Here is a 14,439-nt window from a genome sequence, read left to right as displayed (position 1 = left end):
GCGCAGCCCGACTCTCCCATGCCCTCCCCGAAAAGCACCGCCTTTCCCTCGGCGGCGCAAGCCGCACTGCTGTTCCTCGCGCTGTGCCTGTGCGAGATCGTCGTGGGTGCGGCGCTGCGCGATGCCAACCGGTGGCTCGGCCTGAACGGCATGCAGATCGGCGTGCTGTCGGCGGTGCTCGGCAACGGCTGCGTGTTCGCGGCGGTGATGCATGCGCAGCAGCTCACATGGCGCGAGCTGTTCCACCAGTCGCGCGCTTCCGCCGGCGTCACGCTGCTGCTGGTGGTGCCGCCGGTGCTGCTGCTGGTGCCCGCGCTGCTGCTGACCGTCACCTCCGCGTTCAACCTGCTGGTGCGCATCGCGCCGCTCTCGGCCTGGGAAGAAGCCATGTTCAGCCGCATGGCCGACGGCAGCGTGGCGGCCGTGCTGGCGGTGTGCGTGGTGGCGCCGCTGCTCGAGGAAATGCTGTTCCGCGGCATCGTGCTGCGCGGCTTCCTGCAGCGCTATCCGCGCTGGCAGGCCATTTTTCTCTCGGCCCTGCTGTTCGGCGCCGCGCACATGAACATCTACCAGTTCGTGGTCGGCGCAATCATGGGCACGGTGCTCGCGTGGCTCTACGAGCGCACGCGCTCGCTCATTCCCTGCATCGCGCTGCATGCCGCGTACAACAGCGCCACGCTGCTGCTGGCGGACTGGCTCGACGCCGCGTCGCCGGCACGCCTGATGTGGGTCGCGCTGCTTGCACTTGCCGCCGCCGTGTGCGGCACGCTGGTGCTGCGGCTGATGCTGGTGGCCAAGCCGGCGCGGCCTACGTCGGCCTAGATCGCGGATCGGAGCCACGCATGCTGGGTCGACGCATCTACTTGCCGGACCGCAATGGAACCGGCAGCCGCGTCGCATCGTCGATGACTCCAAGTCTGCACTTGCGTGTTCCGAAAAGAATCGGGATCACGCCCTCCTCGTAGGCGAAGCCGCCTTCAAGCGAGTAGTTCTTTCCAGCTTCCAGCACCGTTTTGATCGCAATGTTGCATGTGCGATTGCCGGACGCCATTTCGAAGTAGACGAGGGTTATTTCTTCGTTCGCGGGGACTTTGACATAGCCCTCGGGCTTGCTCTTGGACGACCGGACGTCGAATAGATTACCGGAGCCTAGACCACGGGCCAGAGCGCCCGACATCCACACGCTGATCGACTCATGGCGCCCGGAAGCTCCGACCAGAACACTCCGCAAATTGGCACTAGGTATGCCGTCGGGGAGCGCGTACGGTATTGGCGGCGTACTGCTGCACGCTGCGAGGATGGCTGTGCAAGAAGCAGCCACGATGGAGCGAAAAAGCCGGCCCGATGGCAGACGAGGTGCAAGATGCTTGTTCATATCAGTTAGGCAGCCGTCGCTCGCGGATTCGGCCAGCGAGTGTGCCGAGGTTTCAAAGGCGAGAGATTGTGAGAGTGAGACGGGCGAGGACCACGGGCCTTTGTCACGAAAGAGCCCTATTGCTCGGACTACCGGCAGCTTTGGAGCCGATGCTCAACTGTCCGCGGAGACACGTTGATGCTGCAAGGTCTGTGGCCACCAGCGCCGCTGCCCACTACTTGGCCTAGGTCCGAGCAGCCGGCAGCGGCCGCGCATCGACCGCCTCCCCGTCGACGATGAAGTGCCCGCCCGCCACGTGGTGCAGCGTGCGCAGCTCGTCATGCCCGTCGAAATTCCAGCGCCCGTTGGCGAACACGCGCGAATCGGCCTGCGCGGCGATCACCTCGCCCAGGAACAGGTCGTAGCTCTGCTGGATGTGCGGCTCCGGCAGCAGGCGGCATTCGAGCCACGCCGCGCAGCCTTCGAGCAGCGGCGCATCGGTGGCCGTGCCCGCGAAGGTCTGCAGGCCGTAGGCCGCGAACTTGTCGTGCCCCGACTGCTCGACGATCTCGCGGCCGGAGCTGTTGCCCAGCGCTTCCGTCAGGTCGAGCTGCGCGCGCGTGGGCACCTGCAGCGCGAAGCTGCCGGCGCCTTCGAGCAGCACGCGCGTCCAGGTGCTCTTGTCGAGCACCACCGCCACCTTGGGCGGCGCGAAATCCAGCGGCATGGCCCAGGCCGCGGCCATGATGTTGCGCTGGCCGCCGTGCGCCGCGCTCACCAGCACGGTGGGGCCGTGGTTGAGCAGGCGGTAGGCCTTGTCGAGGGGAACGGGCAGGCGGTGGTGGGGGACGTTCATGGCAGGGGCTCCGGGAGCGGCAGTTCAGTTGCCTGATTCTGTCGCAGGCAGGCGCCGCACCACCACCGTGCGGATGCGCTGCGCATCGACGTCGGTCACTTCGAATTCGCAGCCGTCGTGCACCCATGTCCGGCCCTGCGGAGGCAGGCCGCCGAAGCGCGCGAGCAGGAAGCCCGCGACCGAGGTGTAGCTGTCGTCGTCGCTCAGCAGGCCGTGCGTCTGCAGCGCCTGCTCCAGCAGGTGCAGGTCGGCGCTGCCGGAAACCGTCCAGGTGTCGGCGGCGGTCTGCTGGATTTCCAGCGTCTCGTCCTCGTCAGGAAACTCGCCCGCGATGGCTTCGAGCACGTCGATGGGCGTGACCACGCCGGTCAGGGTGCCGTGCTCGTCGTTGACCAGCGCGAGCTGCCCGCGCGCGCCGCGCAGCGTGTCGATCAGGCGGATCACGGTGGTCGACTCGGGCACGTAGATCGGCGCGCGCAGGCCGCCGCTCTCGTCGATCTTTCCGTGCCGCAGCAGGTGGCCCAGCAGGTCTTTCGCGCGCGCCACGCCCACCACCTCGTCGAGCGAGCCGCGGCACACCGGGAAGATGCCGTGCGGCGTGTCGAGCAGCTGCTCGCGCACCGCCTCGGGGTCGTCGTTCAGGTCGACCCAGGAGATGTCGGCGCGCGGCGTCATCACCGAGCGCACGTTGCGCTCGGCCAGCGACAGCACGCCGCTGACCATGTTGCGCTCCTCGAGCGCGAACGCGGGCTCGGGCAGCGGCGCTTCGCCGTCGGCCGTGGCACCGGCCGGTGCCGGTTCGCCCGGCACGCGGCCGCCCAGCAGCCGCAGGATGGATTCGGCCGTGCGGTCGCGCAGCGGACGGCGCGCCTCGTGCTTCAGCGCATTGCGCTTGGCCCACTGGTTCAGCGCCTCGATCATCACGGAGAAGCCGATGGCGCCGTACAGGTAGCCCTTCGGAATGTGGAAGCCCAGGCCCTCGGCCACCAAGCTCAGGCCGATCATCAGCAGAAAGCTCAGGCACAGCACCACCACAGTGGGGTGCGCATTGACGAAGCGCGTGAGCGGCTTCGACGCCCACAGCATGATGCCGATCGAGATGATCACCGCCGCCATCATCACCGGCAGGTGGTCGACCATGCCCACGGCGGTGATGACCGCGTCGAGCGAGAACACCGCGTCGAGCACCACGATCTGCGTCACCACCAGGCCGAAGCTCGCGTAGACGGTGGAGCCGCCGGCCGTGTGCGTCACGCCCTCTAGCCGCTCGTGCAGCTCCGCGGTGGCCTTGAACAGCAGGAACAGGCCGCCCACCAGCAGGATCAGGTCGCGCCCCGAAAAGCCCTGGCCGAACACGGTGAACAGCGGCGTGGTCAGCGTGACCAGCCACGACACCACCGACAGCAGCGCCAGCCGCATGAACAGCGCCAGGCCCAGGCCTAGCCGCCTGGCGCGGTCGCGCAGGTGCGGCGGCAGCTTCTCCGCGAGGATCGCGATGAAGATCAGGTTGTCGATGCCCAGCACGATCTCCAGGACGACCAGCGTCAGGAGACCGATCCAGGCGGCGGGGTCGGTGAGCAGTTCAACGATCATGGTGGAAGAAGAAGGCGCGGCAACGCGCATGGCCCGGCATGGCGCGGGCCATGTCGGGCGACAACAGGGAAGAGGCGGAATGGACGGGAGCCGCGAGGGGGTCGGTCGCGGCGCACGGAGACAGGCGGAAGCTGGCGCAGGCCAGCGGCCTACTGGGAGGCTCGGAGGAAGATTTCACCCCTCCAGTCTATAGAACCCGAGTCAGCCGGCCGGCAGGCGCTGCATCAGGCAGGCCAGCAGCACCGGTTCGTTCTCGATCTTCGAGCGGTCGATGCGGCGCGTCCGGCCGTTCGCGATGATCACCAGATGCTCGTCCACCAGCACCCCGTCGGTTTCCGATTGCGTGTGCACCGTGTCGATGCTCGACCAGGCGATGAGTTGCCCCTCGTGCACCAGACCTTCCGCATTCATGGCCAACGCGCCGAAGTCCACCGTGTCGCCGGCATGCATGCGCCGCTCGACATCGCCGCGCAGCACTTTGCCGATCGCCTCCTCCACCTCGGCCCGCAGCGCGGCCGCGTGGTCCCACAGGCCGAGCCGCAGCCGCGTGGTCTTGCCGCTGCGCGTGGTGATCAGCATGTGGTCGCGGCCGTGGCGATGGCGCAGCCGCGTCACGTCGGCAAAGGCAACGGTGCGGCGGCCGAGCTGCAGGCCGTGCGCGCCGAGCGTCAGCACCGGCGGCGTGCGCCACCACGCGAAGAAATCGCCGCCGCGCCAGACGATCAGGTAGAGCCCCGCCGGAACGGCCATCGACGCGAGAAAGAGCATGCCCTCGTCGGACACCGGCTCGCCGTCGGAAAGAAACGGCAGGATGAAGATTCGCGCGGGCACCAGCATCACCGCGGACAACGCATAGGCCACGGCCACACCGCCCAGCACGCAGTGGAACGCGTGGCGGGGAAAGATTCTGGCGTGGCGGATAGGCATGTGGACTGCCCGATGCGCGGACAGCGCGCGCAGGGCCTGGATCGAAAAAAGCAGGGGCACACCTTAACAGCGCGACGCGGTCCGAACGCGCGTGCGCCTGCCGTCGCGGGGCTCTTTTTTCCGGTATCGGCGCTGCGTCGGCGGGGCCGATAGGTAGGAAGATTTAAATTCCGCGCCGGCCGCTGCGCGAGCCCTGCTCAAGCGCTCACTGCGCGCGCTGCTTCGCCACGAACTCCGGCGTCACCGTCCCCTGCTTGTTGCCGAACTGCGCGATGACGTAGTTCGCGAGCGCCGCGACTTCGGTGTCGGTGTAGGCCTTGTCGAATGCGGGCATGTAGACCTCGTTGTCGTGCACGCGCATCTTCACGCCCCGCAGGATCATCTGCGTGACGTTCGCGCCGCCGGGGTCGTTCACTCCGCGCGTTCCCAGCAGCGACGCGTAGCTGGTCTGCTGCCCCTGGCCGTTCCATTGGTGGCAGCTGGCGCATGCCGCGGCGAAGAGCCTGAGCCCCTGCTCATGCCCTTCGGCCGTGTTGGCCGCCGGCGCGGCCGCGCTCGAGGCCACGGCCCAGGGCGCCTTCGCATCGATCTCGATCGGATCCTTGCCGGACTTCGCGGGCACCGTGCGCAGGTAGCTCACGAGCGCCGCGGTGTCCTCGGCCTTCAGGTACTGCAGGCTGTGCTCCACCGCCTCGCCCATCGGCCCCGAGGCCGAGCCCCGGCCATCGGCGTGCCCCGTGGTGAGGTAGGCGGCAATCTCCGCGTCGCTCCATCCGCCGATGCCGTTCTTCGCGTCCGACGTGATGTTGTAGGCGCGCCAGCCCTGGACCGTTTCGCCCGCCAGGTTGTTGCTCGTCTCCAGCGCGAAGGCGAAGTTGCGCGGCGTGTGGCATTCCGCGCAATGGCCCAGCGCGGTGGCCAGGTACTTGCCCTGGTTCCACGCGGGCGGCTGCGACGGGTCGGCCTCGAAGCGGCGGCTCTTGAAGAAGGCCGCGTTCCAGAAGCCCATGGCCCAGCGCTGGTTGAACGGAAAGCCCAGGTCGGGCTCGCGGTTCGGCTGCTTCACCTGGGGCAGGCTGAAGAGATAGGCCTTGATCGCGAGCACGTCCTTGCGGCTGAGCGCTGTGTACGCGGTGTACGGGAACGCCGGGTACAGGCGCTTCCCGTCGGCGCGCACGCCGTCGTGCATGGCGCGCACGAACTGTTCGTCGCTCCAGTTGCCGATGCCGGTGGCCGGGTCGGCCGTGATGTTCGACGAATAGATGGTGCCGAACGGCAGCACGAAAGGCAGCCCGCCCGCAAAGGGCTCGCCCTTGCCGGGCACCGTGTGGCACGCGATGCAGTCGGCGGCCTTGGTGAGGTACTCGCCGCGCACCAGCAGCGCCGCATCGGCCGGCGCGCCGGCCAGCACGGGCGCCTCGCCCTCCGACTTGTCGGTGCGGTTCAGAAAGAAGTACAGCGCCGCGCCCACCACGAACACGGCCACCAGCAGCTTGAAGAGTCGCTTCATGCCGTGCTCCTTTCGCCTGGCGCCGCCTGCGGGGCATCGGCGATCTTCTTCTTCAGCGCTTCCTTGTCCTGCACCAGCAGCGCGCGGTTCACGGGCAACGCGCGCAGGCGCACGCCGGTGGCCGCGAAGATCGCATTGGCCAGCGCCGGCGCGGCGATGGCGGTGCCGACCTCTCCTAGCCCGCCGGGCGCCTCCCCGCTCTTGATGGTGTGGACCTCGACCGGTGGCGACTCGTTGATGCGCAGCATCCGGTAGTCGTGGAAGTTGCTCTGCTCGATGGCGCCGTCGCGCAGCGTGATCTCGCTGAACAGCGCGGCGCTGAGCCCGAACAACAACCCGCCCTGGATCTGCGCCTCGATGGAGCTCGCGTTCACCGCAATGCCGCAGTCGAGCGCGACCACCGCGCGCCGCAGCCGCACCTCGCCCTGCGGCGTGACCTCGACCTCGACCATGGCGCACACGCGGCTGCCGAACGGGTCGCCAACGGCCACGCCGCGCCCCACGCGTGCCGGCAGCGCGCCCTTGCCCCAGCCGATCTTTTCGGCGGCCAGGTCGAGCACCGCGAGCGTGCGCGGGTTCTTCTTCAGCAGCGCGCGCCGGTAGGCCACTGGGTCCTTCTTCGCGCGCTGCGCCAGTTCGTCGATGAAGCTCTCCAGCACGAAGAGGTTGTGCGTCGGCCCCACGCCGCGCCACCAGCCGACGTTCAGGCCGCTCGGCATGTCGTGCCGCACCCACTCCACCTTGAGGTTCGGCAGGTCGTAGCAGGGCTCGGCGACGCATTCGATCAGGTCGCCGTCCATGCCGTCCTTGCCCATGAAGGCCGGCGCCCAGCGGCCCAGCACGGTGCCGCCCGAGATGCGGTCGCCGAACCACAGGATCTGCCCGTCGCCGTCGACCACGGCCGAGATGTCGTCGTGGTACATCGGCCGAACGATGTCGTGGCGGATGTCTTCCTCGCGCGTCCACACCACCTTCAGCGGATACGCCACCTGCTTCGCGAAGGCCACGGCCTGTTCGACCGAGTCGGTCTCCAGCCGGCGGCCGAAGCCGCCGCCCAGGTACTGGTTGTGCAGCACGACCTTGTCCTCGGCCAGCCCGGTGATCTTGGCGGCCACGCTCACGCAGCGCGCCGGCACCTGGGTGCCGACCCAGATCTCGCAGCCGTCGGGCCGCACATGCACCGTGGTGTTGAGCGGCTCCATGGTCGCGTGCGCCAGCATCGGCAGGTCGTAGGTGGCCTGTACCAGCGTGCCCTCGGGCCGCTTGCCGGTTTCCTTGCCGACGATGGCCTTGTCCTTCGCGAGCGCATCGGCCAGCGCCGAGCGCAACTGCTGCGTCGTGAGCGTGGCGTTCTGCCCCGGTGTCCAACGGATCTTGAGCGCGTCGAGGCCGCGCTTGGCGGCCCAGAAATGCTCGCCCACCACGGCGACCGCGTCCTTGATGCGCAGCACGTCGATCACGCCGGGAATCGCGCGCGCGGCCTTGTCGTCCACCGAGGCCAGCACGCCGCCGAGCGTGGGGCTGGCCTTGACCGTCGCCACCTTCATGCCCGGCACACGCACGTCGATGCCGAACTGCGTGCTGCCGTTGACCTTGCCGGCCGAGTCGACGCGCCGCAGCGGCTGGCCGATGAGCTTGAAATCCTTGGGCTCCTTCAGCGCCACCTTGGCCGGCATCGGCAGCTTCGCGGCGGCCGATGCGAGCGCGCCGAAGCCGAGCTGCCGGTTCGAGGCCGCATGGCTCACCACGCCGCGCGCGACCGTGCAGCTCGCGGGGTCGACGCTCCATTGCGCGGCGGCTGCGCCGACCAGCAGCGTGCGCGCGACGGCACCGGCCTCGCGCAGCACGGAGTAGGTGCCGCGCGTGCTGGTCGAGCCGCCGGTGATCTGGCCGCCGAGCAGCGGCATGCCGTAGAGCGCTTCGTTGGGCGGCGAATGCTCCACGCGCACCTGGTCGAGCTCGACGCCGAGTTCCTCGGCCAGCAGCATGGCCGAGCCGGTGTAGATGGCCTGGCCCATCTCCACCATCGGCATCACGAGGCGCACGCCGCCGTCGGCGTCGATGCGGATGAAGGCGTTGGGCGCGAAGGCGGGGTTGCCGTCCGCAAGCGCGGCGGCCGCGTCCGCGGGTTGCTGGCGCGCGCTGATGGCCGCAAAGGCCTTGCTGCCTCCGACCCAGGTGAAGGCCAGCGCCAGGCCACCCGCCTGCAGGGCGGCGCGCCGGCTGATTCCGGCGGCGGCGCTCACGATGCGCTCCTGGCCGGCATCGTCACCACCGACTGCAGCACCTCCGGCTTGCCCGTGGCGGCCTGCTTGATGGCGGCCCGGATGCGCGAGTAGGTACAGCATCGGCAGACGTTGCCCGACATGGCGAGGTCGATGTCGGCGTCGCTCGGGTTGGGCGTGCGCTGTATCAGCGCCGCGGCGGACATGATCTGCCCGGACTGGCAGTAGCCGCACTGCACCACGTCCACGTCGAGCCAGGCCTTCTGGATGCTCTGGCCGGCCGGGGTCAGCGCGATGGCTTCGATGGTGGTGACGGCCTTCTTTCCGATCGCGCCGACCGGTAGCACGCAAGAGCGCACGGGCTGGCCGTCGAGGTGCACGGTGCAGGCGCCGCATTGCGCGATGCCGCAGCCGAACTTGGTTCCTGTCAGCCCCACGATGTCGCGCAATGCCCAGAGCAAGGGCATGTCGTCGGGAGCGTTGACAGCAACGGACTGGCCGTTGATGTTGATATCAATCATGGGCCCTGCCTTTTCTGCTTGTTTCATCGGGGGTCGGGACTGCACCATAGCGCCAGTTTGAAAAATGCGCTCGGGCTTTTCCAAACCTGCCGGCAAGCGGCAACGAAAGTTTTCATCGTCAGCTTCCGGTCCGTCGGAGGCTGCCAGCATTCCGCGACAACAAAAAAGCAAGAAGGCCATGTCCATTCCCGCAGAAACCGCACCGCCGCCCGGCGCCACCCGCCGCCCCGGCGTCGCCGACCTCGTGGCGGGCGTGTCCATCGCCGGCCTGCTGCTGCCGGAAGCCGTGGCCTATTCAGGCATCGCGGGCCTGCCGCCCCAGGCCGGGGTGATCGCGCTCTTCGCCGGCCTGCTGGTCTACGGCATATTCGGCAGCAGCCGCTTCGCGATCGTCTCGGCCACCTCGTCGTCGGCCGCCGTGCTGTTCGCGGCCACCACATCGATGCCGGGCATCGACACGGCCACGCGGCTGGCCATGGGCGCGGCCATCGTCGCCCTGGCCGGGGTGTTCTTCGTGATCGCGGGCATCGCGAAGCTGGGCGCGGTGTCCAGCCTCATCGCCAAGCCGGTGCTGCGCGGCTTTGCGCTGGGCCTGGCGCTGACCATCGTGGTCAAGCAGTTGCCCAAGGTGCTGTCGGTGCAGCCGGCGCACAGCGACTTCTTCCGCCTCTTCGCCGGGCTGGCCACCGAATGGCGGCACTGGAACCTGGCCGGCGCGGCGATGGCGTTGGCAGCGTTGCTGCTGCTGCGCGGCCTCTCGCGCTGGCGCGCGGTGCCGGCGGCGCTGCTGGTGATCGTCTGCGGCATCGCGCTCGACGTGAGCGGGCTGTGCCATGCGTGGGGCGTGGCGGCGGTGGGGCCGATCTCGCTCGACTTCTCGCACCCCGGCGTGCCGCAGCTCGACCGCGCGCAGTGGCAGAACCTGGGCGGGCTCGCGTTCGCGATGGCGCTGATCCTCTATGCGGAGTCGTACGGCTCGATCCGCACCTTCGCCATGCGCCACGGCGACAACGTCTCGGCCAACCGCGACCTGCTGGCGCTGGGCGGGGCGAACATGCTGTCGGCGCTGTTCCAGGGCATGCCGGTGGGCGCGGGCTATTCGGCCACGTCAGCCAACGAATCGGCGGGCGCGCAGAGCCGCGCGGCGGGCATCGTGGCCGGGCTGGTGGTGGGGGTGGCGGTGTTCACGCTGCTGCCGTGGATCGCGCACACGCCCGAGCCGCTGCTGGCGGCCATCGTGATCAACGCGGTGAGCCATTCGCTCAACCCCTCGGCGCTGCGGCCGTATTTCCATTGGCGGCGCGACCGCCTGGTGGCGCTGGTGGCGGTGGCCGCAGTGCTGGTGCTGGGCGTGCTCGACGGGCTGCTGGCGGCCATCGGCGTGAGCCTGCTGCTGCTGCTGCGCGGCTTCTCGCGCACCACGGTGAGCTGGCTCGGCCGGCTGGGCCAGAGCCACGACTACGTCGACACCGCCCGGCACCCCGAGGCGGTGGTGCCGCCGGGCGTGCTGATCGCGCGGCCCGAGGTGCCGCTTTTCTTCGGCAATGCCGATGCCGTGTTCGCGTCGATCCGCGCGCGCATCGACGCCACGCCGGGCCTGCGGCGCATGGTGCTGAGCCTGGAAGAGTCGCCCGACCTCGACGCCACCAGCATTGAGGCGCTGTGCGATTTCGCGGCCTACGTGCGCGTGCGCGGCCTGCGCCTGTCGCTGGCGCGGGTGAAGGACGACGTGCGCGACCTGCTGGCCAAGGTGAACTCGCCCGACCTGCACGCGGAGGTGTATGCGCCTTGGAGCGTGGACGATGCGGTGCAGTCGCCGCAGCAGCAGGTCAGCGCGTGACCGCCTGCCGCCTTGACTCGCCGGGGCTGACACCCGTGTGCTCGCGGCCAGGCGCGCGCCTGGAACATGGCGCAGCGCATCGAGGCCGGCGCGCAAGCCTTCAAGGCGGCCTGGTTCAGCTGGCCAGGAAGTCGGGCTGGCGGAATTTCTTCTCGAGGAACTGCCCGTTGGCCACCAGCGCGGCGGCATCGCTCGACGCCACGTTCGCGACGATCTCGCGCAGCTTGGCATCGAGCAGGCCCAGCTGTTCGCCGAGCAACTGGCGCGCCGTCTTGCCATCCTTCACCGCATGCGTCATGCGAAAGGCCGGGGGCAGCGCGACGTAGTTGGCGAGCGTTTCGGGCAGGTAGCGCAGCACGGTCTCGCGCACGGTGAAGAGGTCGTCGCCGTGCGCGCCGGCGCCCACCAGCCGCGGCAGCACCTCGCCCACCGAGCCGCGCACGTTGTCCAGGCTCTTGCGCATGTCGTCTGTGAGGTGCGGCTGCGCCCGCGCGACCACACGGTCGAGGCGCTCCAGCGTCTGCTCCACACTGAGGCTGTCTTCGATGCGGCGCTCCAGCTCGGGCGCCTTGCGGCCCATGAGCCAGCCGGCCACATACAGGCCGGCGGTGATCAGCAGCCAGCCGCGGTCGATCACGCCCGCGAACAGCAGCGCCGGCCCCAGCAGCGCCAGCGCGCAGCCCAGGATGTTGCCGTTGCCGTAGAGGAACAGCAGCGCGCGCAGCTTCAGCGAACGCTCCGGCATCACTGGTAGCCCCGGATTTCCTTGAACACCTGCGCCAGCCGCAGCTTGCGGCCGTCGAATTCGCGGCCTCCAGAGAGCTGCGCGATCTGCCGCATCTCGTCCACGTTGCCTTCGCCGAACAGGATCGGGAAGATGCGCGCCGGCAGGCCGCCTGCCGCATAGCGGTCGTGGAACTCGCTCGGCCGCAGCCCGGAGTTGTTCTCGCCGTCGGTCAGCAGCACGATGCTGACGAAGCGCCCGGGCTCGTTCTGCTGCTCCTGCCGCGCGAGGTCTTCGGCGGCGGCCAGCGCCGAGTAGATGGCGGTGCCGCCGTCGGCCTTCATGGCATCGGCGCGCTGGCGCAGCTCGGCGCGGGCGCTGTCGATCTGGTCGGCTTCGAAGCGCACCCACACCGGGGCCTGCACCCGGGTGGCGAAGGTGATGAGCACCACGCGCTCGCGGCTCTGGAAAGCGCTGTAGCGCGTGCTGGCGGTGGCCGCGGCGGTGCCGGCCGCATCTGCGCCCGACAGCAGCTTGAGCGCCTCGCGCATCGACTCCAGCCGCGCGCCCTGCATCGAGCCGCTGAGGTCGAGCACGAAGATCGAGGTGGCGGGCTTGCGCCATTGCGACTGGTAGGTGCCGAGCACCGCGTCGATCACCTCCAGCCGGTTGGGAAAACCCAGCTCGGCCACGGCGGCGGTGGGCAGCGCGCTGGCGGCGGCAACCTCCGGATTGGCGGGGCGCAGGAAAGCAGCCGACAAGGCATCGCGCTGGAACGGCGCGGCCTTGAGCGCGCCGACCAGCCGGGTGTAGGCATCGCGCTTGCGGTCGTTGAGCAGCATCAGCGGATAGTCGGCCGAGATCATTCCGTCGCGCGGGTAGATCAGCGCGAGCTGGTCGGCCTTGGGCAGCTTCTCGTTGGCGCGCAGGATCACTGCCTCGTAGTTGACCATCGCGTCGATGGCTGACGGGTCTTTCACGTAGGCGTCGGCCAGCCAGCCCGAGCTGCCCGCCGTGAGCTTCTGGCCCGAGAGAAAGGCCTTGAGCGTCTTCTCGTCCACGTCCTGCGCCGTCAGGTCTTCCGTCTTGCCGGCCAGTGCGGAGGCCACGGCGAAGAGCGCGCTCATGCCGGTGTTGGAGCTGGTGGCGTTGGTCATGCCGTAGCGCAGCTGGCCGGAGCCCGTGGCCTTGGCGATCTCGGCCCAGCCCGGCGGCTTCCGGTTCCAGCCGAGCTGCGCGGCCTTGGCGTTCTTCACGCCGAGCGCAATGCGCGAGTAGAAGAGCTTGTCGCGCGCCAGCGGCTTGGTCTGCAGCGCCAGCGCCGGGTAGGCGCCGTTGGGCGGCAGGATCGCGTCGAAGCGCTCGCCGGCGTTGATGCGCTCGACGATGTCCAGCGTGCCGGCGTACGAGAACTTCACCTCCACGCCGGCCGCCTTGGCGGCATCGACGATGGGGCCTTCGATGTCCTTCAGTTCCGAGCCCGCGAGGATGGAGAAGGCGGCCGTATCTGCAGCAGGCGCCGGGGTGCCCTGCGATTTATCCTTGCCGCAAGCCGCAAGGCCCAGCGACAACGCCGCCAGCAGCGTCAGCGCCAGCCGGCGCGACCACAGGCTCACAGTGCGACCTCGCCGCGCGGCTGCTGCAGCGCCTCGCTCGTTTCCTGGCGGCGCACGCGGTCGAGGTAGGTGCGGCTCTTGGCGACTTCGTTCGTCAGCGTGTCCACCGTGGTCTGCATGGAGTCGAGCGCCCGGCTCTTGAAGTCGGCGATCGTGTCCATGGTCTGGTAGATGTTGGCAAAGGCCTGCTGCAGCTTGGCGATCTCGATGGTGCTGGAGGCGGCCTGCTGATGGATGGCGCTGCTCTGGTCGCGCAGCATCTCGCTGGTGCTGGCGATGAGGTTGCCGGTGGTGGCGTTGAGCGCGCTGATCTGGTCGAGCACCAGCTTCTGGTTGGACAGCGCCTGCGCCACGATCACCGCGGTGCGCAGCGCGGCCACGGTGGTGGTGGTGGCGCGGTCCACGCCCTTCATCAGCTCCAGGTTGTTCTTGCGGATCATGTCCAGCGCCAGGTAGCCCTGGATGTTCACCGCGAGCTGAGTGAGCAGGTCGGTGACCTTCTGGCGCGAATAGAACAGCATTTCCTCGCGGATCACGCGCGCCTTCTCGGGGTCGATGGTTTCCAGCGCGCGCGCCTTGGCGTCGAGCTGGCCGTCCAGCGCCTTGCCGATGTGCACGTATTTCTCGAGCCGCTCCATCAGCGTCCAGAGGTTGACCTTTTCCTGCTCGATGGCGGTGTTGTCGCGCAGCAGCTCGTCCTTGCCGCGCTTGAGCGATTCGATGATGGCGTTCAGGTGCGACTGCGACGACTGGTAGCGCTCGAAGTAGGCCAGCAGCCTGTTGCCCAGAGGAATGATGCCCAGCAGCTTGCGCGCCGAGAACAGGTCGCCCTGCTTCGAGGGATCGAGGTCTTCCACCTGGTGGCGCAGGTCGATGAGCGACTGGCCGATCTGCGCGCCCTTGTCGAACAGGCCGTTGCGCAGCGAGCCCACGGGCCGCTCGAGCATGCGGTTGGACACCGAAGCCGAGGCCTCGATGTCCTTGCCGCCCATCGAGTGGATGCGCTCCACCGCTTCCTTGAACTGCGGATGCTGGCTGTCGTGCTGGGTGATGTCGTCGATGAAACGCGCCACCTGCGCGTCGAGCTCGGCCACGTCCTCGGGCTTCAGGCGCACCTTGCCGCTGGCCGATTCGACCGGCACCGGCGCGACGGGCGCGGGCGGCTCCAGCGTGAAGGCCTGCGGCGGCTGCAGGTCGATGGGCGCGGTTGCGGCGGTGGTGGTGGTTGCAGTGGTGACAGGCGCGTTCATGGTCGATCCTCGGTTCGTTCGTT

The 14,439-nt window shown here is 69.0% G+C and carries 12 protein-coding genes; 2 read left to right on the top strand and 10 right to left on the bottom strand.

Features of this window, described 5'->3' with window-relative positions:
• Positions 1 to 18 precede the first annotated feature (18 nt).
• Positions 19 to 822, top strand: a complete 804-nt coding sequence (locus WIX39_RS10345) for a CPBP family intramembrane glutamic endopeptidase (RefSeq protein ID WP_409195010.1) — start codon at positions 19 to 21, stop codon at positions 820 to 822.
• Positions 823 to 859: 37 nt separating this feature from the next.
• On the opposite strand, the gene WIX39_RS10340 is transcribed toward WIX39_RS10345, so the two are convergent.
• From WIX39_RS10340 to WIX39_RS10310, 7 genes are all read right to left on the bottom strand, one after another.
• Positions 860 to 1,375 (bottom strand): hypothetical protein, encoded by a 516-nt coding sequence (locus tag WIX39_RS10340; protein WP_409195009.1) that lies wholly within the window; start codon positions 1,373 to 1,375, stop codon positions 860 to 862.
• Between the two features lie 223 nt (positions 1,376 to 1,598).
• A complete protein-coding gene (locus WIX39_RS10335) occupies positions 1,599 to 2,210 on the bottom strand; it encodes a flavin reductase family protein (protein ID WP_106935503.1) in 612 nt (203 codons plus the stop codon).
• A 24-nt stretch (positions 2,211 to 2,234) separates the two neighbouring features.
• Positions 2,235 to 3,803, bottom strand: coding sequence for a TerC family protein (locus tag WIX39_RS10330; protein WP_106935504.1), 1,569 nt, complete (start codon positions 3,801 to 3,803; stop codon positions 2,235 to 2,237).
• A gap of 201 nt (positions 3,804 to 4,004) precedes the next feature.
• Positions 4,005 to 4,730: a hypothetical protein gene (locus WIX39_RS10325; protein ID WP_234382799.1), complete on the bottom strand. Its 726-nt coding sequence runs from the start codon at positions 4,728 to 4,730 to the stop codon at positions 4,005 to 4,007.
• A gap of 205 nt (positions 4,731 to 4,935) precedes the next feature.
• Complete coding sequence (locus WIX39_RS10320; RefSeq protein WP_106935505.1) at positions 4,936 to 6,240, bottom strand: c-type cytochrome; 1,305 nt, start codon at positions 6,238 to 6,240, stop codon at positions 4,936 to 4,938.
• Entirely contained in the window at positions 6,237 to 8,486 is a 2,250-nt protein-coding gene (locus WIX39_RS10315; protein ID WP_106935506.1) for a xanthine dehydrogenase family protein molybdopterin-binding subunit, read from the bottom strand. The genes WIX39_RS10320 and WIX39_RS10315 overlap by 4 nt, the downstream gene beginning before the upstream one ends.
• Positions 8,483 to 8,986 carry a (2Fe-2S)-binding protein gene (locus WIX39_RS10310; protein WP_106937537.1) on the bottom strand — a complete coding sequence of 168 codons (504 nt, stop codon included), beginning with the start codon at positions 8,984 to 8,986 and terminating at the stop codon, positions 8,483 to 8,485. The genes WIX39_RS10315 and WIX39_RS10310 overlap by 4 nt, the downstream gene beginning before the upstream one ends.
• 178 nt (positions 8,987 to 9,164) lie before the next feature.
• Here WIX39_RS10310 and WIX39_RS10305 point away from each other — a divergent pair, with 178 nt between their 5' ends.
• Positions 9,165 to 10,826, top strand: a complete 1,662-nt coding sequence (locus tag WIX39_RS10305; RefSeq protein ID WP_106935507.1) for a SulP family inorganic anion transporter — start codon at positions 9,165 to 9,167, stop codon at positions 10,824 to 10,826.
• 115 nt (positions 10,827 to 10,941) lie between these two features.
• Here WIX39_RS10305 and WIX39_RS10300 read toward each other — a convergent pair whose 3' ends face one another.
• From WIX39_RS10300 to WIX39_RS10290, 3 genes are read right to left on the bottom strand one after another with little or no spacing between them, the layout of a single operon-like run.
• Positions 10,942 to 11,571, bottom strand: coding sequence for a hypothetical protein (locus WIX39_RS10300; protein ID WP_106935508.1), 630 nt, complete (start codon positions 11,569 to 11,571; stop codon positions 10,942 to 10,944).
• Complete coding sequence (locus tag WIX39_RS10295) at positions 11,571 to 13,166, bottom strand: vWA domain-containing protein (protein WP_409195008.1); 1,596 nt, start codon at positions 13,164 to 13,166, stop codon at positions 11,571 to 11,573. The genes WIX39_RS10300 and WIX39_RS10295 overlap by 1 nt, the downstream gene beginning before the upstream one ends.
• Positions 13,163 to 14,416 carry a toxic anion resistance protein gene (locus tag WIX39_RS10290; protein WP_409195007.1) on the bottom strand — a complete coding sequence of 418 codons (1,254 nt, stop codon included), beginning with the start codon at positions 14,414 to 14,416 and terminating at the stop codon, positions 13,163 to 13,165. Before WIX39_RS10290 ends, WIX39_RS10295 begins: the two co-directional genes overlap by 4 nt.
• Positions 14,417 to 14,439: the final 23 nt, after the last annotated feature.

Origin of the sequence: Variovorax sp. AB1(2024) (assembly GCF_037482385.2) — a bacterium.
Classification (GTDB): domain Bacteria; phylum Pseudomonadota; class Gammaproteobacteria; order Burkholderiales; family Burkholderiaceae_C; genus Variovorax.
Note: the sequence above shows the minus strand (reverse complement) of the source record. Positions and strands in the feature narration are given on the sequence as shown.

Coding starts and splice junctions, on each gene's coding strand:
- WIX39_RS10335 (WP_106935503.1), bottom strand. CDS start 2,210: ATGAACGTCCCCCACCACCGCCTGCCCGTTCCCCTCGACAAGGCCTAC.
- WIX39_RS10340 (WP_409195009.1), bottom strand. CDS start 1,375: ATGAACAAGCATCTTGCACCTCGTCTGCCATCGGGCCGGCTTTTTCGC.
- WIX39_RS10290 (WP_409195007.1), bottom strand. CDS start 14,416: ATGAACGCGCCTGTCACCACTGCAACCACCACCACCGCCGCAACCGCG.
- WIX39_RS10325 (WP_234382799.1), bottom strand. CDS start 4,730: ATGCCTATCCGCCACGCCAGAATCTTTCCCCGCCACGCGTTCCACTGC.
- WIX39_RS10305 (WP_106935507.1), top strand. CDS start 9,165: ATGTCCATTCCCGCAGAAACCGCACCGCCGCCCGGCGCCACCCGCCGC.
- WIX39_RS10300 (WP_106935508.1), bottom strand. CDS start 11,571: ATGCCGGAGCGTTCGCTGAAGCTGCGCGCGCTGCTGTTCCTCTACGGC.
- WIX39_RS10345 (WP_409195010.1), top strand. CDS start 19: ATGCCCTCCCCGAAAAGCACCGCCTTTCCCTCGGCGGCGCAAGCCGCA.
- WIX39_RS10320 (WP_106935505.1), bottom strand. CDS start 6,240: ATGAAGCGACTCTTCAAGCTGCTGGTGGCCGTGTTCGTGGTGGGCGCG.
- WIX39_RS10330 (WP_106935504.1), bottom strand. CDS start 3,803: ATGATCGTTGAACTGCTCACCGACCCCGCCGCCTGGATCGGTCTCCTG.
- WIX39_RS10310 (WP_106937537.1), bottom strand. CDS start 8,986: ATGATTGATATCAACATCAACGGCCAGTCCGTTGCTGTCAACGCTCCC.